The sequence below is a fragment of the Niveispirillum sp. FG148 genome, assembly GCF_057809655.1.
In genome coordinates this window covers 78,604-103,671 of the sequence record NZ_JBMDKJ010000004.1, presented here as the reverse complement: position 1 = coordinate 103,671, position 25,068 = coordinate 78,604, and the positions used below count along the sequence as shown (strand labels likewise).

Genomic DNA, 25,068 nt, shown 5'->3' with positions numbered 1-25,068 from the left:
CCAGGGCCGGAAAGTGCCGACCACAGGTCGGAACTATCCGGTTTTGGTATAAGCCTCACCCCCGAAAACGATCAAAGATTAAGCACACGCGCCGGCTTGATCTCCGCCCCGTCCAGACGGACCAGGGCCACGGGATGGCCGGCGCACAGGGCCAGCGCGGTCCCGTCCCCCTCCATCCCGGTGCGCAGCCCTTCCAGCCGGTCCAGATCGCCGCGGCGCAGCAGCGACACGCCCTGGCCATGGCGCAGCCGGTCGGCCTCCACCGGGGTCAGGTCGATCTGCGGCAACCGGTCCAGCGGCGCGGCCACGGGCTGCAGCAGCGTGTCCGGATCACCCTTGGCCACCATGGCTTCCAGCTGTTCCAGCGTCACCGCCTGAGACAGGTTGAAGGGGCCGACCGACAGACGGCGCAGCACCGTGATATGGCCGACAGTCCCGACAGCGGCCGCCAGATCGCGGGCCAGCGAGCGCATATAGGTGCCCTTGCCGCATTCCACTTCGAATTCGGCCAGGTCGATATCGGGGCGGCCGATAAGGCGGAAACCGTCGATACGCACGATGCGCGCGGCCAGTTCCACCGCCTCGCCTTCGCGGGCCAGATCATAGGCGCGTTCACCATCCACCTTGATGGCGGAATATTGCGGCGGCACCTGGCTGATCAGGCCCTGGAACGCCTCCAGGGCCTTTTCGATATCCGCATCCGTGGGGCGCGCATCGCTGCTGGCGATGACCTGTCCGGCACGGTCGTCGGTATCCGTCGCCTCCCCGAATTTCAGGGTGAAGCGGTAGGTCTTGTGCCCGTCCATGGCATATTGGACGGTCTTCGTCGCCTCACCAAAGGCAATGGGCAGGATGCCGGTGGCGATGGGGTCCAGCGTGCCGCCATGGCCCGCCTTTTCCGCTTTCATCAGCCAGCGCACCTTGGCCATCGCCTGCGTGCTGGTCATGGTGCCGGGCTTGTCCAGCACCAGCCAGCCGTGACGCGGAACGCCCTTGCGCTTACGCGCCATGATCGTCCCCGGCGCCTTCCTCTTCTTCTTCGTCAACCGCGCCGGGCTTGGCCACGGCCGGCCCCATGTCGCGGGCGACATGCGGGTCATGCAGAAGCCGGTCGATCTTCTCGGCGTAATCGAAGCTGGTATCCAGCTGGAAGGACAGGCGCGGGGCGTAGGGCAGGCGGATTTCATGCGCGACCTGGGTGCGCAGAAAGGCCGACGCGCGGTTCAGCGCCGCCACCAGTTCCGGCTTCGACCCGCCCAGGGGCATGACGAAGGCAGTGGCGTTCTTCAGGTCGGGGCTGATGCGCACTTCCGACACGGTCACGTTCAGATCCATCAGTTCCGGATCGCGGAATTCCCCGCGGCGGAAAATGTCGGCCAGGGTGTGGCGGATTTCCTCACCCACGCGCAGCTGGCGCTGGCTGGGGCCCTTGGCGGCATTGTTGCCGCCGTCACGTCGCTTGTTCATCACATCTTCCTCTGCCCTGGCGGGGGATCGGACCCCGAAGACCGGGCCATTGCACAAAATGTCCAGGCATCCGTGCTAGCACAGGCGTCACAGCCCGAGTCAGGGAAGTTTCACAAATGAGGGTGGCGGGGTGTTGTCCACCCCGCCACCCTTGAAACCATCCTGGTCCGTGATCAGCGGGCGACCGGCAGCATCCCCGACAGCCCGCCCGGCAGATGCGGCACCAGCAGACGGCGGGCAGCGTCCCAGCGGGCCGACAGCAGCAGCAGGCCCGACCCGATGACCAGGGCGGCCAGGGCGAAATTGATCTCCTTGGCGGTGCCGGCCATGGAGAACAGGTTGCTCATGGCATAAAGAACATAGGCCAGGGCCGAGACCAGCATGGCCCGGCGGTCGATGGCCAGCGACACCAGCGCCAGCGCCAGATAGGTGCCGATGCAGGTGAACAGGGCCAGGGCCGGGCTGACATCCTGCACGGCGCCACCGACGCCCACCCAGCTGAACACGGGATGGATGATCATGGGAGAGGCGGCCAGATGCAGCCAGAAGGCCACGTCGGACCGGCGCGTGCTGCGCTCCCGGTCGGCGGCATCCCAGCGCATGGCCACGGCGAACATGGTCAGCCCCCCAGCCAGGATCAGCACCAGGATCGCCGATTTCAGGCCCGGCGCCAGGGTCAGCAACAGGGCCAGGAAGGCGGCCAGGCCGATGGCCGTGCCGGCCGCCACCGTGATCGGCACCATGAAGCGGCGCCAATGGGCATAGGCAGCCAACCCGGCCACCAGGGCCGCGGTGGCAACGGAACCCGTGGCCTCCATCGGATCGTTCAATCCGTGCAGCAGCCCCTGGAATGCCAGCAGGGCGATCAGCACGGTCGCGAGCGTACCGCCGGCAAAGCCCAGCAGCAGCACGATGCTGGTCAGCGACAGACGCAGGCGGCGGGTGAAATATTCAGCCAGGCCCCAGCTGGCGACGGCAACGGCTGCCCCGGCCAGTGCCGGATGCACCTGCCCGCCCAGGAAGGCCGACGCCAGCAGGATCAGGACCGCGCCGATGGAAACGAAAATATCGTTGAAGCCGGTCAGCAGACGGAACCGTTCATGTTCCCCACCCGTCTGATCGCTGCGCCGTCCAGCCACGAAATGGCGCAGGCCCTCCACATTGTCCCGGGACAGGACGCCGGCCGATACGGCCGCGTCCAGATCGTCATCGCTGTACATGTTCCCCCCCATCCTTGTTGGATGGTCGCAGTATGGGCACCATCGGGACAAGGCCGCAACGGCCGGTACAAAGCGTTTAGATGCAGAAAAGAAACAGTCACATATGAAGCGAATTTGTTGCAATCAAATGACTTCTGCGACCCTTAACCTTCTGTTAACGCTGATAGTGCGGACCCGGTCCGCCATAAAAACATGCGACTCTGAACAGGGGTAACCCCATGCAATCCAAATACAATCTGAAGTTCGGAACGGCCGCACTGGCCCTGCTGGCAGCCGGCTTGGCCCCCGCGCTGCCGGCCATCGCGCAAGACGCGATTGAAGAAATTGTGGTCACGGGTTCGCGTATCCGGCAAAGCCCGCTGAACCAGAACCAGCCCATCGTCCAGCTGGATGAAGAGGCGATGGCGCGCACGGGTCTGTCGAACACGGCCGAAATCCTGCAGCGCCTGCCCATCTCCGGTGGTGGCCTGAACAGCAAGTTCAACAATAGCGGTAATTTCGGCAACCCGCCGGATGGCGGCGGTGTCGGTGCCGGTTCGGCCGAAGTGGATCTGCGCTATCTGGGCTCGCGCCGCACGCTGGTGCTGGTCGACGGCCTGCGCTGGGTCAATGGCGCGTCGGCCTCGGGCATCCCGTCCTCCACCGACCTGAATTCCATCCCCAAGGGCATCATCGAGCGGATCGAGGTGCTGCAGGAAGGCGCCTCTCCCATCTATGGTTCGGACGCCATTTCCGGCGTGGTCAACATCATCACCAAGAAGAAGCAGGACGGCTTCTCCGGTTCGGCCCAGGTCGGATCGTTCGATGAAGGCGACGGCGTCACGCAGGAATATGACTTGTCCTGGGGTGCGTCGTCCGGTGGCACCACCATCGTGGCCGACCTGACCTATGTGAAGCAGGAAAGCGTGATGTCGGGCGACCGCGACATCTCCATGTTCCCCACGCCGGGCGTCACGGCCTGCGACAGCTCCTGCTCGTCCGGCACGCCGCTGGGCCGCTTCATCATCAACAACCCGGTCACGGGCGACGGGATGAACCTGACGCTGAAGGCGCCGGTCCTGACCGGCAAGCCGATCTTCGATCCGGCCAACCCCACGGCCGGCAGCTTCAAGAACTTCACCACGGCCGACCGGTTCAATTTCCAGCCCTACAACTATATCCAGGCCCCGTCGGAGCGGATCGGCACCTTCTTCACGGTGACACAGGAGATCACGCCCGACATCAATTTCCGCCTGAAGGGTGTCTATAACAACCGCAAGTCCGCCAACCAGGCCGCCCCCATCCCGCTGTTCGTGGGTCCGGATGCCGGCAACGGCAACCTGCTGGACCAGATCAGCATCGACAAGACCAATCCCTACAACCCGTTCGGCGTGACCCTGTCGTCGGGCGGCGCCAATGGCCCGGCCAATTATGCCTTCATCGGCCGCCGCTTCATCGAAGCGGGTCCCCGCCATTATGAGCAGGAAGTGAACACCTGGTACGTGTCGGGCACGCTGGACGGCTCGGTCATGCTGGGCGACAAGAAGTGGTACTGGGACGTCAACACCATCTTCTCCCGCAACAGCGCGACGCAGAAATTCACGGGCAATGTCAACGCCCAGCGTCTGGCCCAGGCCCTGGGTCCGGTGGCGAACTGCACCGGCTCTTGCGTGCCCTTCAACATCTTCGGCGGTGTGGGCTCCATCAGCAAGGCGCAGATGGATTATGTCCTGTTCACCCAGCAGGACAGCAGCAGCCAGCGCCTGGCCGATACCTCCATCAACCTGTCGGGCAGCCTGATCGACCTGCCGGCCGGCCCGGTGGGCGTGGCCCTGGGCTACGAATATCGTGACCAGAGCGGCAAGTTCCAGCCCGACGCCGTCGTGGCCGCCGGTCTGGGCTCCGACATTCCGGCCCAGCCGTCGTCGGGCGGGTTTGATGTGAACGAAGCCTATGGCGAATTGCGCGTACCGCTGCTGGCCGACCTGCCGGTAGCCAAGCTGGTGGATGTCTCTGCTGCCGTCCGCTATTCCGACTATTCCACCTTCGGCAGCGAGACGACCTTCAGCCAGCGCCTGAACTGGCGCGTGACCGACGATGTGCTGCTGCGCGGTTCGCATGGCCAGGGCTTCCGGGCGCCGGGCATCGGCGAGCTGTTCGGCACCCCGTCGCGCTTTGACCAGGAACTGGTCGATCCCTGCTCCGACATGCTGGGTCTGTCGGGCGGCACGGCCGCGGCGGCCGCCGTCCGCGCCAACTGCATCGCCCACGGCGTACCGGCCAGCGGGTCCTATGTCCAGGCCAACCCGCAGCTTTCCGTCATCACCGGCGGCAACAAGACCCTGCAGCCCGAAACCTCGAAAAGCTGGGTGGTCGGCGGCGTCTACAGCCCGGGCTGGGCGTCGGATACCGACTGGGCCGATCGTCTGGATATCGAGGTCAATTACTATACGATCAAGCTGAAGGACGCGATCCAGCCGATCGGGGCGGAGACCATCCTGGGGCGGTGTGAGGAAAAGAACGACGCCTTCTCTTGCGCCTCCATCACCCGCACGGCATCGGGTGCCATCAACCAGATCAGCGGCCTGTTGCAGAATATCGGCGCCATCGACACCGACGGCATCGATGTCACCTTCAACTGGCAGAGCCCGGAAACCGGCCTGGGCACCTTCCGCTTCAGCCTGAACCAGACTTTCCTGCTGAACTATACCGAAACCGTCCCGGCGACGGATGGCAGCACGGAAATCGAACGTGAAGGCACGGAAAAGGGCAGCCCCGACCAGGCCTTCCCCAAGTACAAGGCGACGGCCATCATCGACTGGTCCAATGGCGATTTCTCCGGCTCGCTGACCAACCGCTTCATCAAGAGCGTGGAGGAGACACAGGCCACCAACAAGCTGAACAACCGCCTGTACACGGACCTGCAGGTCAGCTGGTTCCCGACATATCTGGACGGCAAGGTCGGCCTGACCCTGGGCGTCAACAACCTGTTCGATAAGGATCCGCCGGCTTGCTATAGCTGCGGCTTGAACAATTACGATCCGACCACCTATGACGCGCCCGGCCAGTTCGGCTATGCGCGCCTGACCTACAAGATGTGAATGTAAGGCCCTTCAGCCGAAGGCTCGGGCTTCGGCTGAAGGGTGGCCGCCGACCGGCGGCCCGGCGCGTGAGGGAACGCGAAATCTACTCCGGTCGGGTCACCCCGGCCGGGACAGCGACATGCTGCTGCTTGGATGGACCGGGGTTCACATGATAGTGAACCCCGGTCTTTCTTTTTTTCCGAAGACCCAGATCTGAAGGTTTCATCCCATGACCGCCCCGCTGTTCCAGAAAGTCGCCATCGTCGGCTTCGGCCTGATCGGTTCCTCGATCGCGCGGTGCGTGGCGGAATATCCGGGCTTGGCCGGCGGGGTCGTATGCGTGGACCGGTCGCAGACCGTCTGCGACCGCGTCCTGGAACTGGGGCTGGCACAGCAGGCGGGCACCGATCCGGCACTGGTCTCCCAATGCGATCTGGTCGTGCTGGCCACCCCCATCGGGGCCTTTGCCGATCTGGGCGCCCTGATCGGCCCGCACCTGACGCCGGGCACCATCCTGACCGATGTCGGGTCGGTGAAACAATCGGTGGTGCGCGACATCGCCCCCTATGTGCCCGAGGGGGTGCATTTCATCCCCGGCCACCCGCTGGCCGGCACCGAACATTCCGGCCCCGATGCCGGCTTCGCCGCCCTGTTCAAGGGCCGCTGGTGCATCCTGACGCCGGTGCCGGGCAGCGACCAGGCGGCGGTGGACAAGCTGGCTTCCTTCTGGTCGGGCTGCGGGTCGATGATCGAGTTCATGGAACCGGGCCACCATGACCGCGTGCTGGCCATCACCAGCCACCTGCCGCACCTGATCGCCTATACGATCGTGGGCACGGCCACCGACCTGGAAGAACATCTGCAATCCGAGGTGATCCGGTTCAGCGCCACGGGTTTCCGCGATTTCACCCGCATCGCCGCCAGCGATCCGGTGATGTGGCGCGACATCTTCCTGAACAACCGCGAGGCCGTGCTGGAAGTGATCCAGCGCTTCACGGAAGACCTGACGGCCCTGCAGCGCGCCATCCGCTGGGGGGAGGGGGAGACGCTGGAAAAGCTGTTCACCCGCACCCGCGCCATCCGCCGGTCGATCATCGACGCCAAGCAGGCGTGAGCAAAAAGAAAAGCCGCGGGCGCTGCTGCACCCGCGGCCTTTCCATCGTCAATACGCCATGGATCAGCGGCGGCGGGTCAGCTGGCTGACATCGCGGACAGCCCCCCTGGCGGCCGAGGTGGTCAGGGCCGCATAGGCCTTCAGCGCCTGCGACACAACCCGCTCACGCGGGGCAGCCGGCTGCCAGGCGTCCAGGCCCTTGGCTTCCATCGCGTCGCGGCGGCGGGCCAGTTCCTCATCCGACACGGCCAGGTGGATGCGGCGGTTGGGGATGTCGATCTCGATCCGGTCGCCTTCCTCCACCAGGCCGATGGTGCCGCCTTCGGCGGCTTCCGGGCTGGCATGACCGATGGACAGGCCCGACGTGCCGCCGGAGAAGCGGCCATCGGTGATCAGGGCGCAGACCTTGCCCAGGCCCTTCGACTTCAGATAGCTGGTCGGATACAGCATCTCCTGCATGCCCGGCCCGCCCTTCGGCCCTTCATAGCGGATCAGGACCACGTCACCGGCCTGGACGCGGTTGCCCAGGATGGCGGACACGGCAGCATCCTGGCTTTCGAACACGCGGGCGGGGCCGGCAAAGACCAGGGCCGACGGGTCCACGCCCGCCGTCTTCACGATGCAGCCATCGACCGCCAGATTGCCGAACAGCACGGCCAGACCGCCATCCTTGCTGAAGGCGTTTTCCGTGGAGCGGATGACGCCCTTGGTCCGGTCCAGGTCCAGTTCGTGATACCGGCTGGACTGGCTGAAGGCGATGGTGGTGCGCACCCCGCCGGGGGCGGCCTTGAAGAATTGCTGCACATCGGGATTATTGGTCTGGGCCACATCCCAGCGGGCCAGGGCATCTGCCAGACTGTCGGCATCGATGCGTTTCACATCGGTGTGCAGCAACCCGCCGCGGGCCAATTCACCCAGAATGGACATGATGCCGCCGGCCCGGTGCACATCCTCGATATGCACATCGGCGACGGCCGGGGCCACCTTGCAGATATTGGGCACGCGGCGCGACAGCCGGTCGATGTCGGCCATGGTGAAATTCACCTCGCCCTCATTCGCAGCAGCCAGCAGATGCAGCACTGTGTTGGTCGACCCGCCCATGGCGATGTCCAGGGCGATGGCGTTTTCGAACGCCTTGAAGGTGGCGATGGAACGCGGCAGCACGCCGTCATCATCCTGTTCATAATAGCGCTTGGCCAGACCGACGATGCGGCGGCCGGCCTCTTCGAACAGGCGGCGGCGGTCGGCATGGGTGGCGACGACGGTGCCGTTGCCGGGCAGCGACAGGCCCAGCGCCTCCGTCAGGCAGTTCATGGAATTGGCCGTGAACATGCCGGAGCAGGAACCGCAGGTGGGGCAGGCCGACCGTTCGATGACCGTCACTTCCTCGTCGCTGTACTTGTCATCGGCGGCAGCGACCATGGCGTCGATCAGGTCGATGGCGATGTCCTTGCCCTTGACATTGGCCTTGCCGGCTTCCATCGGGCCGCCCGACACGAAGATGGTGGGGATGTTCAGGCGCAGCGCCGCCATCAGCATGCCCGGCGTGATCTTGTCGCAGTTGGAAATGCAGACCAGCGCGTCGGCGCAATGGGCGTTGACCATATATTCCACGGCATCGGCGATCACCTCGCGCGAGGGCAGGGAATACAGCATGCCGTCATGGCCCATGGCGATGCCGTCATCGACCGCGATGGTGTTGAACTCCTTGGCCACACCGCCCACCGCTTCCACTTCGCGCGCGACCAGCTGGCCCAGATCCTTCAGATGCACATGGCCGGGCACGAACTGGGTGAAGGAATTGGCGATGGCCACGATGGGCTTGCCGAAATCCTCGTCCTTCATGCCGGTGGCCCGCCACAGGCCACGGGCGCCGGCCATGTTGCGGCCATGGGTGCTTTTGCGGGAACGAAGCTGCGGCACTTGGATATTCCTTCAACCGGTTCGGGGGTCGGGTACGAAGATTTCAAAAACGCATCACTGACGGACAGAATAATATGAATGCCGCCGTTCCGGCGCACCCAACATTCCTGCAACCCGTATATGCCCTGGAATAGGATGGGTTCAAGCCACCGCGGGATTGGTGGCCGGCTGTGTCCGCGCCGTCCGCGCGCGCCGCCGCACCGTGCGCTCCGCCACTTCCTGCAGCGTGATCAGCAACACCATGCCCAGCAGCAGCCAGACGGGCAGCACGCCCATGCCCAGATGCTGGGCCAGCCAGCCCAGCACGCCCGGCACAACCGTGGACCCGATGCCGGCCCCGGCCATCTGGAAACCGACAGCATGGGGGGCGACGGCATCCCCCACGCGCAGCGGGGTCAGCGACACCAGGGTGGGGAAGGTGGGGGCCAGACCGAAGCCCAGCGCCAGCGCCGCCCCCATGCCGACGGCCGGTGTGGGAAACCACAGGAACAGCCCGGCCGCCGTCAGGGCGATGGCCAGACCGGCGCGCAGTGCCGTCAGCGGCCGCACCCGCGCCGTCACCTGCCCGAAGACCAGCCGCCCGAAGGTCAGCGCCCCCCAATAAAGCCCGGCGATGGTGCCCGCCAAGCCGACATCCACCCCATGGGCCCGCGTCAGCAGGGTGAACAGCCATTGGCCGGCCGCCATCTCCACCCCGCAATAGATCATGAACAGCCCGAAATTCATCCAGATCACAGGGTGGCGCAACGCCTGGGCAAAGGGGGCGACAGCGGCAGCTGCCACCGGTCCGCCGCCGCCTTCCACCTTTGCCTCGTCCCAGCGGCGGCGCGTCAGGAAGAACAGCAGCGCCATGGCAGCCAGGATCAGCGCAATGAAGCCATACCCCCAGCGCCAGCCAGCCCCAACCGTGATGAACCCCGTCATCAGCAGCGGCCCGGCCGTGGCACCCAGGCCCCAGGACCCGTGCAGCCAGTTCATGACACGGGCGGAAAAGCGCCGTGCGCCATAAAGATTGATGCCCGTGTCGATCCCGCCTGACGCGAACCCGCCCAGGATGGCCGCCGGGATCAAAAGATAGAAGGACGGGGCCAGCGCGTAGATGGACAGGGTGATGACCATGCCGACCGTGCTGACCGTCAGCACGGTGCCCAACGACGTACGGCGCACGATCGACCCGCCGGCAAGGCCGGCAAACAGGTAACCGCCCGTGGAACAGCCCAGCAGGATGCCCAGATTGCCCAGCGGCCGGTCGAACGCCTCCCGGATGAAGGGCCAGGTCACGCCGGGCAAGCCATCGGGCAGGCCCAGGCTGACAAAGGCCAGGAACGCCATGCCGATCAGCGTGGCCGGCAAACGGCTTTGGGGGCGGGAAAGGATCATGATCTCGGCAGATGGGGCGGGGCCGCTCGACTGTCGATATCACGGGCTGCGTTGTGTGAACAAGACGGGTACGGGTATGGCAGGACTGACAACGGTGTCCGGTCTGGTCAACGCCCATTACCGGTCTGGACAGGCGCGCCCGGCCCGCCTAAAGCTGTCGCCAGCCCATCCCCAGATCCTGAGGCCCCGCCCGTGCGTATCGCCACCTGGAACATCAATTCCGTCCGCCTGCGCATCGATCTGGTGATGAAGCTGCTGGACGAACATCGGCCCGACGTGCTGTGCCTGCAGGAAACCAAGGTGGTGGACGACGCCTTTCCCCGGGGCGAGTTCAAGGCCCGCGGGTATGAGCATATCCATATCCACGGGATGAAAAGCTATAATGGCGTCGCCATCCTGTCGCGCCTGCCCTTCACTTCCCGCGATATCCGCCATTCCTGCGGCAAGGAGGATTGCCGCCACGTCCTGGCGACGCTGGAGAATGGGGTGGAGATCCACAATCTCTACATCCCCGCCGGTGGCGACATCCCCGACCCGGCCGTGAATGACAAGTTTGCCCACAAGCTGCAGTTCCTGGAGGAAATGCAGGCCTGGTTCCAGGAAAAGCGGTCGGCCGATCAGCCGATGATCCTGGTGGGTGATCTGAACATCGCACCGCTGGAACATGATGTCTGGTCACACAAGCAGTTGCTGGACGTCGTCTCCCACACCCCCATTGAGGTGGAGAAGCTGACGGCCCTGCAGAACAGCCTGAACTGGGTCGACGCCGTGCGCCATTTCGTACCGGCTGACCAGAAGCTTTATAGCTGGTGGTCCTACCGCGCCGCCGACTGGAACCTGTCCAACAAGGGCCGGCGCCTGGACCATGTCTGGGTGACCCCGCCGCTGGCCCCCGCCCTGAAGGGTCAGACCATCCTGCGCGAGGCGCGCGGCTGGGAGCCCAAGCCCAGCGACCATGTCCCCGTGCTGGTCGATCTGGATATCTAGCTTTTCGTTCTCCTCAATCGCCGGACGCCGCCATCCGGCGGCTTGGCTTCACGCGGCATGTGCCGCGCGGCGGCAGTCACCGCCGGCGCTGTTTCCGGTCAACCGGAACCAGCGCTAATCCCGTTCAATATCCGCGACCAGCCCCTCCGCCAGCCGCAGCATCAGCGCGATATCGGCATCGCGCGACAGGCGGTGGTCGCCATCCTTGACCAGGGTCACCTGCACGTCCGGGCTTTCCAGCGCATCGGCCAGGTCCAGACTGGTGCGCCAGGGAATATCCGGGTCGCGCTGCCCGTGCAGCAGGCGCACGGGGCAGCGGATGGGGATGGGGCCGGGCAGCAGCAGATGCGCCTTCGCCTCCTCCAGCAGATGGCGGGTGATGGGATAGCCTTCCGGATCATAGGAAGACGGCGCGATGAACCGCCCCTGGCTTTCCAGGGCGTCGCGCTGTGCCGCCGTCAGGCGGGGACGGATCATGCGTTCGGTGAAATCGGGTGCCGGGGCGATGCCCATCAGCCCCGCCACCCTTTCCGGCCGCGCCCGCGCCAGCAGCAGCGCGATCCAGCCGCCCATGGACGATCCCACCAGGATCTGCCGTCCCTCCGTCAGTTGATCAAGCACGGCCAAGGCATCATCGCGCCAGCGGCCGATGGAGCCGTCGGCCCAGTCACCGCTGCTCTGCCCATGGGCGTGGTAATCGAAACGGATGAAGGCGCGGCCCTGTTCACGCGCCCAGCGCTCCAGCGCCACGGCCTTGATGCCGCCCATGTCGGACCGGAAGCCGGTCAGGAAGACCAGACCCGGCCCCACCCCTGGGCTGCTTCGATAGGCTATGGTCGTACCAGCCCATTCCAGGCTATGTATCGCCGGTTCATTTTTCCCGACCATTGCGGTCTCCATACCGAAATCCGCCCATGTCTTCCCTTGACGACGCCCGCACCCTAGCCGGCGATGCCGCCCCGGTAAATCCCGGTCCGGATGCCACCACCCTGTTCGGCGGCGGCAAGCCCGTGATCCTGCAGGTGATCCCGACCCTGGTGACGGGCGGGGCGGAACGGGGCTGCATCGACATGGCGGCCGCCATCCAGCGGGCAGGGGGTACGGCCATCGTCGTTTCCGCCGGTGGCCCCATGGCGCGGGAGCTTGACCGTTATGGCGCCAAGCACATCCAGATGCCGGTGCAGTCAAAGAACCCGCTGACCATGCGGCGCAATGCCAGGCGTCTGGGTAAGCTGATCGCGCAATATGGTGTGGACCTGATCCATGCCCGTTCCCGCGCCCCGGCCTGGAGTGCCTATTGGGCGGCCAAGGCTGCCGGCATCCCCTTCGTCACCACCTTCCACGCGCCTTACAATTTCAAGGGCCGCGTGAAGAAATGGTACAATTCGGTGATGGCCAAGGGCGACCGGGTCATCGCCGTTTCCCGCTTCGTCTATGACCATGTCGCAAGCCAGTATGGCGTGGGCGCCGACCGGCTGCGCCTGATCCATCGTGGCGTGGACGTGGATATCCTGACACCCGAGCGGGTGACCCAGGCCCGCATGGCCCAGTTGATCCAGCAATGGCGCCTGCCGGAGGATCAGCGCATCGTGCTGTTGCCCGGCCGCCTGACCCGCTGGAAGGGGCAGGGGGTGCTGATCGATGCCATCGCCCGGGTGGGCCGCAGTGACGTGCGCGCCGTGCTGGTGGGCGATGACCAGGGCCGCGACAATTACCGGCAGGAACTGGAAGACCATATCCGCCGCCTGAACCTGGGCACGCAGGTCACCATCGCCGGCCACTGCAACGACATGGCCGCCGCCTATATGCTGTCCGACATCGTGGTCAACGCCTCGGTCGAACCCGAAGCGTTCGGCCGCGTCATTGCCGAAGCCCAGGCCATGGGCCGGCCCGTCATCGTGTCCAACCTGGGCGCAGTGCAGGAAACGGTGATCAACGGGGAAACCGGTCTGGTGGTGCCGCCAAATGATCCAGAGGCCCTGGCCGGCGCCATCCGCGCCGCGCTGGACCTGGACCCGCTGCAACGCCAGGCCGTGGGCCTGGACGGCATGCGCCATGTCCGCAGCAACTTCACCAAGGCCGGCATGTGCGCGGCGACGCTGGCGGTGTATGCGGAGCTGCTGTAGGGCACTATCCCAACCGCTTCGGTTTTGATAGGATGGCACCTGTGCCAACCGTCGCCCGTATCGACGGCCTGCGGGTCGTCATCTACCCAAACGACCACCGCCCCGCCCATATCCATGTGATCGGGCAGGGGTGTGAAGCCGTTTTCGTGTTGAACTGTCCTTTCGGGCCGCCGGGGGTGAGGGAAAGTCTGGGCTTCGGGCGCAGCCAGTTGGTACGCATCGAACGGTCCCTGGACGAAATGCTGCGGGCGCTGTGTGCTGATTGGGAGGCGATCCATGGCCATGACTGAACAGGATGTCGTGACGGCCGAGGCGCGAATGGCGGCGTCGCGCCAAGCAGGGCATGTGGTGTCCGCGCGCTATGACGCCAGTAGCGGCCGGGTGGTCATCAGTCTGGATACGGGCATGGATCTGGTATTCCCGCCGGCCCTGGCTGAAGGTCTGGCCGGGGCCAGTGCGGCCGACCTTTCCCGGATCGAGATCAGCCCCAGCGGCCTGGGCCTGCATTGGCCAGCCCTGGATGCCGATCTGCATGTGCCGTCCCTTCTGCAGGGGCTGTTTGGCAGCCCTGCCTGGATGGCGGCGCAAATGGGGCGCAAAGGGGGAGAGGTCCGCAGCACAGTGAAGGCGGAAGCCGCCCGTACCAATGGGCGCAAAGGCGGCCGTCCACGCAAGCCGGCTATGGCCTGATCACCCTTCCATCACTTTTCACCGCCTGAATCCCGCCTTGATTGACGTGTAAGCAACGCAACCGCCTCCGATGCAAAGCGCCCGGCCTTGCCTAGCGCCGGCTTTTTTGCTCTAAGGATGGCTCGATTTCTCCGCTGGCGTTACCCAGGTGGTTCTCCCATGTCCTTGCGTGCCCTGTCCGTGATTGGTCGTTCCGCCCTGATGGGCAGCCTGGTGCTGGGGCTTGCCGGCTGTTCCTGGCTGGGTCTCGGCTCCAATGAGCCGGAGAACCCGACCCAGACGCTGCGCCAGAACGCCAGCGGTCAGGCCGGCATGAATGCCGCCGCCCGCCCGGCAGGCACCGTGTCGGTCAACGCCTTCCTGTGGCGTGCGGCCCTGGATACCGTCACCTTCATGCCGGTGGTCCAGGCCGACCCCTATGGCGGCGTCATCCTGACCGACTGGTACAGCCCGCCGGCCACCCCGAACGAGCGGTTCAAGGTGAACCTGTATATCGTCGACGCGGCGCTCCGCGCCGATGGTGTGCGCGCCACCGTGTTCCGTCAGGAACTGAAGGGTGGTCTGTGGGTTGACGCGCCGGTGACGGCCGAAACCGGCACGCAGATGGAAGACAGCATCCTGACCCGCGCCCGCCAGCTACGCCAGCAGTCGGCAGCCAGCGCCGGCAACTGATTTTCCCAACCGCCGGGCATCGGCCCCTGTCACGGGTGACGCCCGGCGAAGCGACACCCGTTCGACAGGCCTTGACCCATGTCCCGCTATAATGTCCGCGAAACCGAAGCCAAGTGGCAGTCCGTCTGGGACGAACGCCGCAGCTTTGCCGTCACCGCCGATCCATCCAAGCCCAAGACCTATGTGCTGGAGATGTTCCCCTATCCGTCGGGGCGCATCCATATGGGCCATGTGCGCAATTACACGATCGGCGACGTGATCGCCCGCTACAAGCGGTCCAAGGGGTTCAACGTCCTGCATCCGATGGGCTGGGACGCGTTCGGCCTGCCGGCGGAAAACGCGGCACTGGAACGCAATACCCATCCCGGCACCTGGACCTATGAAAACATCAAGGCCATGCGGGCCCAGCTGAAGACGATGGGTCTGGCCATCGACTGGGAACGCGAGATCGCCACCTGCCGGCCGGAATATTACCGGTTCGAACAGAAAATGTTCCTGGATTTCCTGAAGGCGGGCCTGGCCTATCGCAAGGAAAGCTGGGTCAACTGGGACCCCGTGGACAACACGGTGCTGGCCAACGAACAGGTCATCGACGGCCGTGGCTGGCGCACGGGCGCGCTGGTGGAAAAGCGCAAGCTCAGCCAGTGGTTCCTGAAGATCACGCATTTCGCCGACGAGCTGCTGTCGGCCATCGCCACGCTGGACCGCTGGCCCGAAAAAGTCCGCATCATGCAGGAGAACTGGATCGGCAAGTCCACGGGCTGCCGCTTCTTCTTCCAGCTTTCGGGTGGGCATGAGGATCTGGAGGTCTTCACCACCCGCCCCGACACGCTGTTCGGTGCCTCCTTCGTCGCCATCAGCCCCAACCATCCGCTGGCCGCCAAGCTGGCCGAGAATGATGCAGGCCTGGCCGAGTTCGTCGCCGAATGCAACCGCATGGGCACCAGCGAAGCCACGCTGGAACAGGCGGAAAAGAAGGGCTGGCGCACGCCGGTGACGGCGGAGCATCCCTTCGTGAAGGGTTGGAACCTGCCGGTCTATGTCGCCAATTTCGTGCTGATGGAATATGGCACGGGCGCCATCTTCGGCTGCCCGGCGCATGACCAGCGCGACCTGGATTTTGCCCGCAAATATGACCTGCCCGTGAAGCCCGTGGTCGTGCCGGAAGGCGAGGACCCGGCGACCTTCGCCGTGGGCAAGGATGCCTATGCCGGCCCCGGCCTGCTGCGCAATTCCGACTTCCTGGACGGCCTGGGCGTGGAAGAGGGCAAGAAGGCCGCCGTCGCGAAGATCGAGGAACTGGGCCGCGGGCAGGGGACGACCATGTTCCGCCTGCGCGACTGGGGCGTGTCGCGCCAGCGTTACTGGGGCTGCCCCATCCCCATCATCCATTGCCCGGATTGCGGCGTCGTGCCCGTGCCGGAAGACCAGTTGCCCGTCACCCTGCCGCCCGACGTCACCTTTGACGCGCCGGGCAACCCGCTGGCCCGCCACGCCACCTGGAAGCAGGTGAAGTGCCCCTGCTGCGGCAAGGATGCGGAACGGGAGACGGACACGTTTGACACTTTCATCGAGTCGAGCTGGTATTTCCTGCGCTTCGCCGATCCGCGCAACGAGACGGTGGCCTTTGACAAGGAACTGGTGAAGTACTGGCTGCCCGTCGATAACTATATCGGCGGCATCGAGCATGCCGTCCTGCACCTGCTCTATTCACGTTTCTGGACCCGTGCCCTGTCGCACTGCGGCTATCTGGATCTGCCGGAACCGTTCGGCGGCCTGTTCACCCAGGGCATGGTGACCCATGCCACGTTCCAGGACGCGGACGGCAAGTGGCTGTTCCCGACCGATGTGGACATCCAGGGGGCCAAGGCCACAAAGACCAGCGACGGCTCGCCCGTCACGGTCGGCGCCGTCATCAAGATGTCGAAGTCCAAGAAGAATGTCGTGGACCCGGAAGGCATCATCAACAGCTATGGCGCCGATGCCGCCCGCCTGTTCATGATGTCCGACAGCCCGCCCGACCGTGATCTGGAATGGACCGAGGCCGGCATTGACGGCGCCTGGCGCTATATCAACCGCCTGTGGCGTCTGGTGACAGAGCCGGGTTTTGCCCTGCCGGCCGCCGGCACGGCCGCACCGGCCAGCTTCGGCGCCGATGCCACAGCCCTGCGCCGTGCCGCACACAAGGCCGCAGCCGCCGTGGGCGATGATATCGAGGGCTACCGCTTCAACAGCGCCGTGGCCAAGCTGCGCACCTTCACCAATGCCTTGGGCGACGGCCTGGCCAAGATCGCCGCCAAGGGTGACGTTCCGGCCGACGAGGCCTGGGCCGCGCGTGAGGCGCTGGAAACCATGGCGCAGATCGTACAGCCGGTGATGCCGCATCTGGCCCAGCAGATGTGGGCGGAACTGGGCCATGATGACCTGCTGGTCGACCGGACCTGGCCCGTCTCCGACCCGTCGCTGGTGGTGGATGACAGCGTCACCGTGGCCGTGCAGGTCAATGGCAAGCTGCGCGCCACCCTGACGCTGCCCCACGATTGTGCAGAGGCCGATGCCAAGGCGGCGGCGCTGTCCGATGTCAATGTCCAGCGGGCCATGGATGGCAAGGAACCGCGCAAGGTCATCGTGGTGCCGAACCGCATTGTGAATATTGTTGTGTGAGTATCAGCCCCGGATGGTTGAGGCTTGCTTCAACCATCCGGGGCTATGTCCGGGAAATCCAGGTCTGATTTCTCAAAAATTCTTGAGCCAAGCCCCAAACAGTCGCAGGCGCGCCATGTCCCACCGTCCCTCCCGCCTTGCCGCCTTGCTGCTGCTGGCCCTGTCGCCGGTGGCCCTGGGCGCCTGCGGGTTCAAGCCGGTCTATGGCAATGCCGGGCATAGCCAGGATGTCGGCGCCGCCCTGGCCAATGTGCAGATCGACCCGATCGCCGAACGCAACGGCCAGGTCCTGCGCAACAACCTGATCGACCGGTTCTATAGCGAAGGCCGGCCAGGCAGCCCGAAATACCGCCTGGCCCTGTCGCTGGCCGCCGCGGAGGAAGCACTGGGCATCCAGAAGGATGCCACGGCCACCCGCGCCCGCCTGCGCCTGCAGGCCAGTTACGAACTGGTGGATATTGCCAGCGGGCAGGTGGTCTATCGCACCTTCTCCCGCGCCGTCGTCAGCTTCAATCTGGTGGACAGTCAGTTCGCCGTACTGGCCACACGCCAGGATGCCTATGATCGCGGCCTGACGGAACTGGCCGACGATATCCGCACGCGCCTGTCCCTGTTCTTCGCCCGCGACGCGAAATAGGCGGCGGGGAAGGCGATGAAGGTCCAGCCCAGAAACGCCGACGCCTTTGCCAAGCGCCCGCCGCCGGCCACGCGGCTGGTGCTGCTCTATGGTCCCGACCTGGGTCTGGTACGTGAACGCGGCAAGGCGGCGGCGCAATCGGCCTGTCCGGACCTGTCCGACCCGTTCCGCGTGACGGAGATGAAGGCCGATCAGGTGACGGCCGATCCGGCCCGCCTGGGCGATGAAATCGCGGCCATCGCCCTGACGGGTGGACGGCGCGTCGTGCGCATCCGCGACGCCGATGACAAACTGGCCCCCGCCGTTACGACCCTGTTGAAGGGCTTACCCGGCGGCGACACGTTGCTGGTGATCGAGGCGGGGGAGTTGGACGCCCGCTCCAAGCTGCGCAAACTGGTGGAGGATGCCGGCGATATCGCTGGCGCCATCGCCTGCTATGTGGAAGGCGAAGACGAACTGGCCGGCACCATCGGCCGCATGATGGCCGAGCATGGGCTGCAGATCGATGTGGAAGCGCGGGACTGGCTGGCTGGCAATCTGGTCGGCGACCGATCCATGGCGCGAGGCGAGATCGACAAGCTGGCGCTGTACATGCTGGGGCATAAGCAGGTGACCCTGGCCGATGTGCGTGCCGTCATCGGCGACAGCGCCGCCCTGGATCTGGACGAACCGGCCCAGGCCGCGGCCGGCGGTGATATGGTGGAGGTGGACCGGTCCTTGCGCCGCCTTTTCGCCGACGGCACGGCCACCGTGGCGGTATTGCGGGCCGCCCAGCGCTATTTCCAGCGCCTGCACATGGCCGTCGCCCATGTCGCCAAGGGCCAGACGCCGCAGGCCGCCGTGAAGGCCCTGCGCCCGCCTGTGTTCTTCAAGCTGGAACCCGTCCTGACGGCCCAGATCCGCCTGTGGACCCTGCCCAAGCTGCAGGCGGCCCTGGACCGGCTGGTGGAGGCGGAAGCCGACTGCAAGCGCACCCACATGCCCGACGAAACAATCTGCGCCCGCGCCTTCTTCCAACTGGCGCAACTGGCCAGGCGGGGCAACTGAACGGCCCCGGCGGGGCTGGAGGGAACCATGAACATCGTCATGCTGCTCTATCCCCGCCTGACCCAGTTGGACCTGACCGGCCCGTTTGAAGTGTTCACCCGTCTTCCGGATGTGAAGATCATCCTGGCCGCCAAGGATCTGGAGCCAGTCACGGACAGCGGCGGCCTGCGCCTGTTGCCCACGCATCGCCTGGGTGATGCCCCGCAGGCCGACATCCTGTTTGTTCCCGGCGGGCCGGGGCAATTGGCGCTGATGGAGGATGCAGAAGCGCTGGATTTCCTGAAGACACAAGCCGCCGGCGCCCGCTATGTCACCTCGGTCTGCACGGGCTCCCTGGTCCTGGCGGCGGCCGGCCTGCTGACGGGGTGCCGCGCCACCTGCCACTGGATGTCGCTGGACCAGCTTTCCCTGTTCGGCTGCATCCCCGTGGCCGAGCGGGTGGTGGTGGATGGCAATCGCGTGACGGGGGCCGGCGTCACCTCCGGCATTGATTTCGCCCTGCATCTGGCCGGCCTGCTGTTCGGGCAAGAGCGGGCGGAGCGCACCCAGCTTTCCATGGAATATGACCCGGCGCCCCCCTTTACAGCAGGCCATCCGCGCCATGCCGACCCCACACTGGTCGACCTGCTGCAGACCAACGCCGCCGCCTTCCAGGCCAAACGCTGGGATATCGCCCGCGCCGCCGCCGCACGCCTGGGCCTGCAGACCCCGTCCGATCAAAATTCGTGAGGCTGGGGCCATTTGGACAAAATTTCGGAACAGGCGATCAAAATTTTTGCCGCCAGACCCAGATAGACAAGTTCTCGTGAGGCTGAACACGATTTTGGGGGCCAGGGGGCCAGGGAAGCCGCTACACCGCCACCCGATGACCCGCCGCCGCCAGGGCCCTGATCGCGGCCGCCAGCGTGTCTTCCTTCACCAGCACATAATCCGTGTCATAGGTGGCGATGGCGAACAGGCTGATGCCGGCATCGGCCAGCGGGGCCGTCAGGGCGGCCAGGATGCCGGTCAGGGCGAAATCCAGCGGTCCTTGCACCTTCAACGCCCGCCATGCACCCACGGCCGGAATATCGGCCGGAACGCGATCTCCAGGGACCACGATCGACAGTTCGTCACTTGTCCGGGTGATGCTGACAAAGCCGGGGCCGGCGATCCAAGCGGGCAGGGGGCTGTCCGCTGCCAACCGGCATATGCACAGCCTGTCCTGCAGCAGGATCAGCGATAGGGCAGGCGGCATCAGGCGCCGGTACCACCAGCCGGCAGCTTGCCCGGCTCCTCATAGGAAATCACCACCGACACCCGCCAGCCGGCATCGCCGTCGCGGCGCAGGACGTAGGAGGTGGAAAAGCGCATGATCTCCGCCCGGTCGGCGGAGCGCAGCAGCCACAGCACCTCCGCCCGCGCCAGATCATCGCCGCAGGGCCAGGCCCAGACGGCCGCCGGTACAGGCCAGGCCAGACCGACATGACGGTAGGTGTCCAGCATCCCGTCGACATAGGCGCGCACAGCCGCCGCATCGGCATGGACGATGGGACCGGCCGCCGTCAGCACCGTCAGCGGCTGGTCGAACAGGGTCGCGATGCGCTCAGCGTCATAGGCAGCGAAGGCAGCGCTATAGCCGTTGAAATAGGCGGCGGCGGCGGCTCCGATCTGGCTGCTGTCGGTCATTGGTTTCCCCTGAGATTGCTGTTGTGTTTATTGATCCGCCCTTTGCCAGCGGACATGGAAGGGCCGGGCAGGTTTACACCCGCCCGGCCCCTGGAAATCTTATCGCCGCAGGATGCGGTTCAGCACGCCGTCCAACTGATCCAGCGTGCGGTAATGGATCTGCAACGTGCCCTTCTTGCCATCGCCGTTCAGCGAAACCTTCAGTCCCAAGGCCAGGGACACTTCCCGTTCCAGGGCTACAGTGTCGGGCGCCTTCTCCTTGACAGGCTTCGTCAGGACCAGCGGTTCGGCGGTCAGCTGCTTCACCAACGCTTCCGTCTGGCGCACGTTCAGCTCCCGCTTGATCACTTCCTGCGCGCAGGCGACGGGATCGGGGGCCGACAGCAGGGCGCGGGCATGGCCCATGGACAGGGCCCCATCCTGCACCATCTGCTTCACCTCGTCCGGCAGGGCCAGCAGGCGCAGCATGTTGGCGACATGGGACCGGCTCTTGCCCACCGATCGGGCCAAATCTTCCTGGGTATGGCTGAACTCATCCATCAGCCGCTTGTACCCTTCAGCCTCTTCCAGGGGAGTCAGATCGGCGCGCTGGATATTCTCGATCAGCGCGATTTCCAGCGCTTCCCGGTCCGTCAGCGTACGGACCAGCACCGGCACCTCATGCAGGCCGGCCAACTGTGCGGCGCGCCAGCGGCGTTCACCGGCGATGATCTCGTAACTGGTATGGCCGGGCGTGGCGCTGGGGTCCTTGCGGACCAGCAGCGGCTGCAGGATACCGCGCTCGCGCACGCTTTCGACGAGCGCCGTCAGCGCCTCCTCGTCAAAGCGGCGGCGCGGCTGGAACTTGCCGGGATGAACCTGATCAATGGGCAGCAGCCGGGTCAGGCGGACCCGGTCAACCTGCTGCTCCTCCTCATTTCCCGCCGCTTCCCCGAACAGGGCCGACAGACCGCGACCCAGGCCGGTGCGCGAATTGTTCTTCCTCGGTTCATCCATAAGCCAACTGCCGCTTCCGCTCGCGCTTCAACATCTCGCCCGCCAGATGGATATAGGCCTGCGCCCCCGCCGACTTGTGGTCATAGAGCAGCACCGGCTTCCCATGGCTGGGCGCCTCGGACACCCGCACATTGCGGGGGATCACCGTCTCATAGACCTTTTCACCGAAGAAGCCGCGCACATCGGCGGCCACCATGTCGGACAGGTTGTTGCGACGGTCGAACATCGTCAGGACCACGCCGTTGATATCCAGCGTGGGGTTGAAGGCGCGCTTCACGCGCTCAATGGTCCGGATCAGGTGCGACAGCCCCTCCAGGGCATAGAATTCGCACTGCAAAGGCACCAGCACGGCATCGGCCGCGGCCAGCGCGTTCAAGGTCAGCAGGCCCAGGGCCGGTGGGCAATCGATCAGGATATAGTCAAACCCGCCGGACGATTTCTCCAGGCTGTCCTTCAGCCGGTATTCGCGGCGGTCGACATTGACCAGTTCCACCTCGGCGCCCGACAGATCGACATTGGCGGTGACCACCCACAGGCCGGGGACGGCGGTGGCCACGGCCACTTCCTCCACCGTCAGGTCGGCGAACAGCAGATCATAGATGCCGAATTCGCGGTTGCTCTGCGGGATACCCAGGCCGGTGGAGGCATTGCCCTGCGGATCATTGTCGATGATCAGCACGCGCTTGCCGCAGGCAGCCAGGGCCGTGGCCAGATTGATGGTGGTCGTGGTCTTGCCCACGCCGCCCTTCTGGTTGGCAAGCGCGATGACGCGGGCACGATGGACGGGAAGGGGCATGGCGGCGCTCGACACTGTCGTTCAACCTCTGTCGTTCGGCTGGTGGCGAGACGGATTCATTTCGGCGAAAGGTCACTGATCCTGAGAATGGTTCCGGCCGGATCAGTCTGGCTGGGAAACCGCTCGACCCGCATATTCCAGGAATTGGCGACCGCGGTCAATTCATCCTCGGCCGTCCTGCCCTTCGGGAATAGGCAGGTGCCCCCCGGTTTCAGCAGGGCGTGGGCCCAGGGCAGCAGCATCGTCAGCTCTGCCAGGGCCCGCGCCGACACAATATCGGCCTTGGGCAGGTCGACATTCTCGATGCGCACGGGATGAACCGTGGCCGGCGCCCCCGTTACGCGCGCCACTTCGCGCAGAAATGCGGCCTTGCGCACATCCGACTCGACCAGATGCACCTCCGGTACGCCCAGGATGGCCAGGACCAGACCGGGGAAGCCGGCACCGGAGCCCAGATCGACCAGACGCTGCGTGCCCGCCGGCACCAGACTGAACACCTGCGCGCTGTCGGCTAGATGGCGCGACCACAGATCGTCCAGGGTGGTGTTGGACACCAGATTGATGGCCGGGTTCCACTTACGCAGATGCGCCGCATAGGTCTCCAGCTTTTCCAGTGTTTCACGTGAAACACCGAACTTGGCCTGGAACTGTGCCGGGGTCATGGGCGGGGGACCGGGCGGGCGCGGCAGGGGCGGCAGCTTCAGTGGCTTGGATGGTTTACGCGGCGCCACGATCCCCCCGCTTCTTCACATGTCGCAACAAAGCGGTGAGTGCGGCCGGCGTCATACCCGGAATACGCGCAGCTGCCCCCAGCGTGGCGGGCCGCGTGTTTTTCAATTTCTGGCGGATTTCCGCCGAGAGCGACGCAATCGTGTCAGGGTCCAGATCGGGTGGCAGCTCCAGCGCCTCGTCCTTGCGGAAGGCGCGGATATCCGCCTCCTGCCGGTCCAGATATCCCGCATATTTCCCGTCGATCTCCACCTGTTCGGCAATGTCGGGGGAAAGTCCGGCCAGATCGGGCCAGACCTGGCACAGGCGGGGAAAATCAATCTCCGGATAGCGCAGCAGGTCCAGCGCCGTGCGGCGCACACCATCCTTGTTGATATGCAGCCCGTGCTTTTCCAACTCGTTCGGCGTCGCCGACAGGCCGGTGACCAGATCGCGCGCAGCCGACAAGGCCGCCTTCTTGGCCGTCCAATGCGCCTGCCGCACAGAACCAACGACACCCACGGCCAGACCACGATCGGTCAGCCGCTGGTCGGCATTGTCGGCACGCAGCAGCAACCGGTATTCGGCGCGGCTGGTGAACATGCGGTAGGGCTCGGACGTGCCGCGCGTGATCAGGTCATCGATCAGCACGCCGATATAGGCTTCCGCCCGGTCCAGCACGAAGGGGGCCGATCCGGACACGGCAAGGGCGGCATTGATGCCGGCAATCAGCCCCTGGGCCGCCGCCTCTTCATAGCCTGTGGTCCCATTGATCTGCCCGGCCAGGAACAGGCGGGGCAGCCGGCGCGTCTCCAGCGTGCGGGTCAGCTCGCGCGGATCAACATAATCATATTCGATGGCATAGCCCGGCCGGATCATGCGCACCTGTTCCAGACCCGGAATATGCTTCAGGATTTCCAACTGCACATCGCGGGGCAGGGAGGTGGAGATGCCATTGGGATAGACCGTGTCATCGTCCAGCCCCTCCGGTTCCAGGAAGATCTGGTGCCGATCCTTGTCGGCAAAGCGGACGATCTTATCTTCCACGCTGGGGCAGTAGCGTGGGCCCACGCCCTCAATCTGACCGGAATACATGGGCGCGCGGTGGATATTGGCGCGGATGATCTGATGGACCGCCTCAGTCGTGTAGGTGATGGCGCAGTCGATCTGCGGCGTCGTGATCCGGTCGGTCAGGGTGGAAAAGGGCGGCGGCGGCATGTCGCCGGGCTGTGCCTCCAGCCCCGCCCAGTCGATACTCTTGCCATCCAGGCGGGGCGGAGTACCTGTCTTCAACCGCCCCAGATTAAAGCCCAGCTTCTCCAGGGTCAGGGACAGGCCGATGGCCGGTTCCTCGCCCACGCGGCCGGCGGGGATCTTCTCCTCCCCGATATGGATCAGGCCGCGCAGGAAGGTGCCCGTCGTCAACACCACGGCCCCGGCATGGATCGACCGCCCATCGCCCGTGACGATGCCCGCACAGGCGCCGGAACCGTCGATGATCAGGTCTTCGGCTGCGGCGGCGATAATGTCCAGGTTGGGCTGTTCGGCCAGGGCCTTCTGCATGGCCTGGCGATAGAGCTTGCGGTCGGCCTGGGCGCGGGGTCCGCGCACGGCCGGGCCCTTGGACCGGTTCAGGATGCGGAACTGAATACCGCCCTGGTCCGTCACCCGGCCCATGACCCCGTCCAGCGCATCGATCTCGCGCACAAGATGCCCCTTGCCCAGACCACCGATGGCCGGGTTGCACGACATCTCGCCAATGGTTTCTTGTCTGTGGGTCACCAGCGCCGTACGGGCCCCCGCACGCGCCGCCGCGGCCGCCGCCTCGCATCCCGCATGGCCGCCGCCAACCACGATCACATCATAGTTCTGCATGGGCGCGGACCATAAGGCGAGCGGCGTTTTGAGTCA

23 protein-coding genes are annotated in these 25,068 nt (G+C 65.4%); 11 read left to right on the top strand and 12 right to left on the bottom strand.

The window, feature by feature from the left end; genetic code table 11:
• Window positions 1–71: 71 nt before the first annotated feature.
• From truB to ACODTW_RS05775, 3 genes are all read right to left on the bottom strand, one after another.
• Entirely contained in the window at window positions 72–1,010 is a 939-nt protein-coding gene (gene truB, locus ACODTW_RS05785; RefSeq protein ID WP_488945006.1) for a tRNA pseudouridine(55) synthase TruB, read from the bottom strand.
• Window positions 1,000–1,467 (bottom strand): 30S ribosome-binding factor RbfA, encoded by a 468-nt coding sequence (rbfA, locus tag ACODTW_RS05780; protein ID WP_488945005.1) that lies wholly within the window; start codon window positions 1,465–1,467, stop codon window positions 1,000–1,002. Before rbfA ends, truB begins: the two co-directional genes overlap by 11 nt.
• Before the next feature lie 173 nt (window positions 1,468–1,640).
• Window positions 1,641–2,687 (bottom strand): hypothetical protein, encoded by a 1,047-nt coding sequence (locus tag ACODTW_RS05775; protein WP_488945004.1) that lies wholly within the window; start codon window positions 2,685–2,687, stop codon window positions 1,641–1,643.
• A gap of 218 nt (window positions 2,688–2,905) precedes the next feature.
• Here ACODTW_RS05775 and ACODTW_RS05770 point away from each other — a divergent pair, with 218 nt between their 5' ends.
• Window positions 2,906–5,767 (top strand): TonB-dependent receptor domain-containing protein, encoded by a 2,862-nt coding sequence (locus ACODTW_RS05770; protein WP_488945003.1) that lies wholly within the window; start codon window positions 2,906–2,908, stop codon window positions 5,765–5,767.
• Window positions 5,768–5,978: 211 nt separating this feature from the next.
• Window positions 5,979–6,863, top strand: coding sequence for a prephenate/arogenate dehydrogenase family protein (locus ACODTW_RS05765; RefSeq protein ID WP_488945002.1), 885 nt, complete (start codon window positions 5,979–5,981; stop codon window positions 6,861–6,863).
• Between the two features lie 63 nt (window positions 6,864–6,926).
• Here ACODTW_RS05765 and ilvD read toward each other — a convergent pair whose 3' ends face one another.
• Both ilvD and ACODTW_RS05755 read right to left on the bottom strand, forming a co-directional pair.
• Window positions 6,927–8,786: a dihydroxy-acid dehydratase gene (ilvD, locus tag ACODTW_RS05760; RefSeq protein ID WP_488945001.1), complete on the bottom strand. Its 1,860-nt coding sequence runs from the start codon at window positions 8,784–8,786 to the stop codon at window positions 6,927–6,929.
• Between the two features lie 141 nt (window positions 8,787–8,927).
• The gene (locus ACODTW_RS05755) at window positions 8,928–10,166 is read right to left on the bottom strand and encodes an MFS transporter (RefSeq protein ID WP_488945000.1); all 1,239 of its coding nucleotides are present in this window, start codon (window positions 10,164–10,166) and stop codon (window positions 8,928–8,930) included.
• A gap of 192 nt (window positions 10,167–10,358) precedes the next feature.
• Between ACODTW_RS05755 and xth the strand changes: the two genes are divergently transcribed.
• A complete protein-coding gene (gene xth / locus ACODTW_RS05750; RefSeq protein WP_488944999.1) occupies window positions 10,359–11,153 on the top strand; it encodes an exodeoxyribonuclease III in 795 nt (264 codons plus the stop codon).
• Window positions 11,154–11,267: 114 nt separating this feature from the next.
• Here the strand turns inward: xth and ACODTW_RS05745 are convergent, their stop codons facing one another.
• Window positions 11,268–12,041 (bottom strand): alpha/beta fold hydrolase, encoded by a 774-nt coding sequence (locus ACODTW_RS05745; protein ID WP_488944998.1) that lies wholly within the window; start codon window positions 12,039–12,041, stop codon window positions 11,268–11,270.
• 26 nt (window positions 12,042–12,067) lie between these two features.
• Here ACODTW_RS05745 and ACODTW_RS05740 point away from each other — a divergent pair, with 26 nt between their 5' ends.
• The 8 genes from ACODTW_RS05740 to ACODTW_RS05705 all read left to right on the top strand — a co-directional run bounded on the left by ACODTW_RS05740 (window position 12,068) and on the right by ACODTW_RS05705 (window position 19,718).
• Complete coding sequence (locus ACODTW_RS05740) at window positions 12,068–13,279, top strand: glycosyltransferase family 4 protein (RefSeq protein WP_488944997.1); 1,212 nt, start codon at window positions 12,068–12,070, stop codon at window positions 13,277–13,279.
• 32 nt (window positions 13,280–13,311) lie between these two features.
• A complete protein-coding gene (locus tag ACODTW_RS05735) occupies window positions 13,312–13,569 on the top strand; it encodes a DUF4160 domain-containing protein (protein ID WP_488944996.1) in 258 nt (85 codons plus the stop codon).
• Window positions 13,556–13,969, top strand: coding sequence for a DUF2442 domain-containing protein (locus ACODTW_RS05730; protein ID WP_488944995.1), 414 nt, complete (start codon window positions 13,556–13,558; stop codon window positions 13,967–13,969). Before ACODTW_RS05735 ends, ACODTW_RS05730 begins: the two co-directional genes overlap by 14 nt.
• A gap of 159 nt (window positions 13,970–14,128) precedes the next feature.
• The gene (locus ACODTW_RS05725; protein WP_488944994.1) at window positions 14,129–14,641 is read left to right on the top strand and encodes a DUF3576 domain-containing protein; all 513 of its coding nucleotides are present in this window, start codon (window positions 14,129–14,131) and stop codon (window positions 14,639–14,641) included.
• 78 nt (window positions 14,642–14,719) lie between these two features.
• Window positions 14,720–17,305, top strand: coding sequence for a leucine--tRNA ligase (gene leuS, locus ACODTW_RS05720; protein WP_488944993.1), 2,586 nt, complete (start codon window positions 14,720–14,722; stop codon window positions 17,303–17,305).
• 115 nt (window positions 17,306–17,420) lie between these two features.
• Window positions 17,421–17,942 carry an LPS assembly lipoprotein LptE gene (gene lptE / locus ACODTW_RS05715; RefSeq protein ID WP_488944991.1) on the top strand — a complete coding sequence of 174 codons (522 nt, stop codon included), beginning with the start codon at window positions 17,421–17,423 and terminating at the stop codon, window positions 17,940–17,942.
• Window positions 17,943–17,957: 15 nt separating this feature from the next.
• Window positions 17,958–18,989, top strand: coding sequence for a DNA polymerase III subunit delta (gene holA / locus ACODTW_RS05710; protein ID WP_488944989.1), 1,032 nt, complete (start codon window positions 17,958–17,960; stop codon window positions 18,987–18,989).
• A gap of 27 nt (window positions 18,990–19,016) precedes the next feature.
• Window positions 19,017–19,718, top strand: a complete 702-nt coding sequence (locus ACODTW_RS05705; protein WP_488944987.1) for a DJ-1/PfpI family protein — start codon at window positions 19,017–19,019, stop codon at window positions 19,716–19,718.
• A gap of 121 nt (window positions 19,719–19,839) precedes the next feature.
• On the opposite strand, the gene ACODTW_RS05700 is transcribed toward ACODTW_RS05705, so the two are convergent.
• The 6 genes from ACODTW_RS05700 to mnmG all read right to left on the bottom strand — a co-directional run bounded on the left by ACODTW_RS05700 (window position 19,840) and on the right by mnmG (window position 25,032).
• The gene (locus ACODTW_RS05700; RefSeq protein ID WP_488944986.1) at window positions 19,840–20,226 is read right to left on the bottom strand and encodes an ACT domain-containing protein; all 387 of its coding nucleotides are present in this window, start codon (window positions 20,224–20,226) and stop codon (window positions 19,840–19,842) included.
• On the bottom strand, window positions 20,226–20,657 hold the full coding sequence (locus tag ACODTW_RS05695; protein ID WP_488944985.1) for a DUF6841 family protein: 432 nt from the start codon (window positions 20,655–20,657) through the stop codon (window positions 20,226–20,228). Before ACODTW_RS05695 ends, ACODTW_RS05700 begins: the two co-directional genes overlap by 1 nt.
• Before the next feature lie 99 nt (window positions 20,658–20,756).
• A complete protein-coding gene (locus ACODTW_RS05690) occupies window positions 20,757–21,653 on the bottom strand; it encodes a ParB/RepB/Spo0J family partition protein (protein ID WP_488944984.1) in 897 nt (298 codons plus the stop codon).
• A complete protein-coding gene (locus tag ACODTW_RS05685; RefSeq protein ID WP_488944983.1) occupies window positions 21,646–22,449 on the bottom strand; it encodes a ParA family protein in 804 nt (267 codons plus the stop codon). Before ACODTW_RS05685 ends, ACODTW_RS05690 begins: the two co-directional genes overlap by 8 nt.
• 56 nt (window positions 22,450–22,505) lie before the next feature.
• Window positions 22,506–23,111 (bottom strand): 16S rRNA (guanine(527)-N(7))-methyltransferase RsmG, encoded by a 606-nt coding sequence (gene rsmG / locus ACODTW_RS05680; RefSeq protein WP_488945236.1) that lies wholly within the window; start codon window positions 23,109–23,111, stop codon window positions 22,506–22,508.
• Between the two features lie 55 nt (window positions 23,112–23,166).
• The gene (mnmG, locus tag ACODTW_RS05675) at window positions 23,167–25,032 is read right to left on the bottom strand and encodes a tRNA uridine-5-carboxymethylaminomethyl(34) synthesis enzyme MnmG (protein WP_488944982.1); all 1,866 of its coding nucleotides are present in this window, start codon (window positions 25,030–25,032) and stop codon (window positions 23,167–23,169) included.
• Window positions 25,033–25,068: the final 36 nt, after the last annotated feature.

Coding starts and splice junctions, on each gene's coding strand:
- truB (WP_488945006.1), bottom strand. CDS start 1,010: ATGGCGCGTAAGCGCAAGGGCGTTCCGCGTCACGGCTGGCTGGTGCTG.
- rbfA (WP_488945005.1), bottom strand. CDS start 1,467: ATGAACAAGCGACGTGACGGCGGCAACAATGCCGCCAAGGGCCCCAGC.
- ACODTW_RS05775 (WP_488945004.1), bottom strand. CDS start 2,687: ATGTACAGCGATGACGATCTGGACGCGGCCGTATCGGCCGGCGTCCTG.
- ACODTW_RS05770 (WP_488945003.1), top strand. CDS start 2,906: ATGCAATCCAAATACAATCTGAAGTTCGGAACGGCCGCACTGGCCCTG.
- ACODTW_RS05765 (WP_488945002.1), top strand. CDS start 5,979: ATGACCGCCCCGCTGTTCCAGAAAGTCGCCATCGTCGGCTTCGGCCTG.
- ACODTW_RS05755 (WP_488945000.1), bottom strand. CDS start 10,166: ATGATCCTTTCCCGCCCCCAAAGCCGTTTGCCGGCCACGCTGATCGGC.
- ACODTW_RS05745 (WP_488944998.1), bottom strand. CDS start 12,041: ATGGTCGGGAAAAATGAACCGGCGATACATAGCCTGGAATGGGCTGGT.
- ACODTW_RS05740 (WP_488944997.1), top strand. CDS start 12,068: ATGTCTTCCCTTGACGACGCCCGCACCCTAGCCGGCGATGCCGCCCCG.
- ACODTW_RS05735 (WP_488944996.1), top strand. CDS start 13,312: ATGGCACCTGTGCCAACCGTCGCCCGTATCGACGGCCTGCGGGTCGTC.
- ACODTW_RS05730 (WP_488944995.1), top strand. CDS start 13,556: ATGGCCATGACTGAACAGGATGTCGTGACGGCCGAGGCGCGAATGGCG.
- ACODTW_RS05725 (WP_488944994.1), top strand. CDS start 14,129: ATGTCCTTGCGTGCCCTGTCCGTGATTGGTCGTTCCGCCCTGATGGGC.
- leuS (WP_488944993.1), top strand. CDS start 14,720: ATGTCCCGCTATAATGTCCGCGAAACCGAAGCCAAGTGGCAGTCCGTC.
- lptE (WP_488944991.1), top strand. CDS start 17,421: ATGTCCCACCGTCCCTCCCGCCTTGCCGCCTTGCTGCTGCTGGCCCTG.
- holA (WP_488944989.1), top strand. CDS start 17,958: ATGAAGGTCCAGCCCAGAAACGCCGACGCCTTTGCCAAGCGCCCGCCG.
- ACODTW_RS05705 (WP_488944987.1), top strand. CDS start 19,017: ATGAACATCGTCATGCTGCTCTATCCCCGCCTGACCCAGTTGGACCTG.
- ACODTW_RS05700 (WP_488944986.1), bottom strand. CDS start 20,226: ATGCCGCCTGCCCTATCGCTGATCCTGCTGCAGGACAGGCTGTGCATA.
- ACODTW_RS05695 (WP_488944985.1), bottom strand. CDS start 20,657: ATGACCGACAGCAGCCAGATCGGAGCCGCCGCCGCCGCCTATTTCAAC.
- ACODTW_RS05690 (WP_488944984.1), bottom strand. CDS start 21,653: ATGGATGAACCGAGGAAGAACAATTCGCGCACCGGCCTGGGTCGCGGT.
- ACODTW_RS05685 (WP_488944983.1), bottom strand. CDS start 22,449: ATGCCCCTTCCCGTCCATCGTGCCCGCGTCATCGCGCTTGCCAACCAG.
- rsmG (WP_488945236.1), bottom strand. CDS start 23,111: ATGACCCCGGCACAGTTCCAGGCCAAGTTCGGTGTTTCACGTGAAACA.
- mnmG (WP_488944982.1), bottom strand. CDS start 25,032: ATGCAGAACTATGATGTGATCGTGGTTGGCGGCGGCCATGCGGGATGC.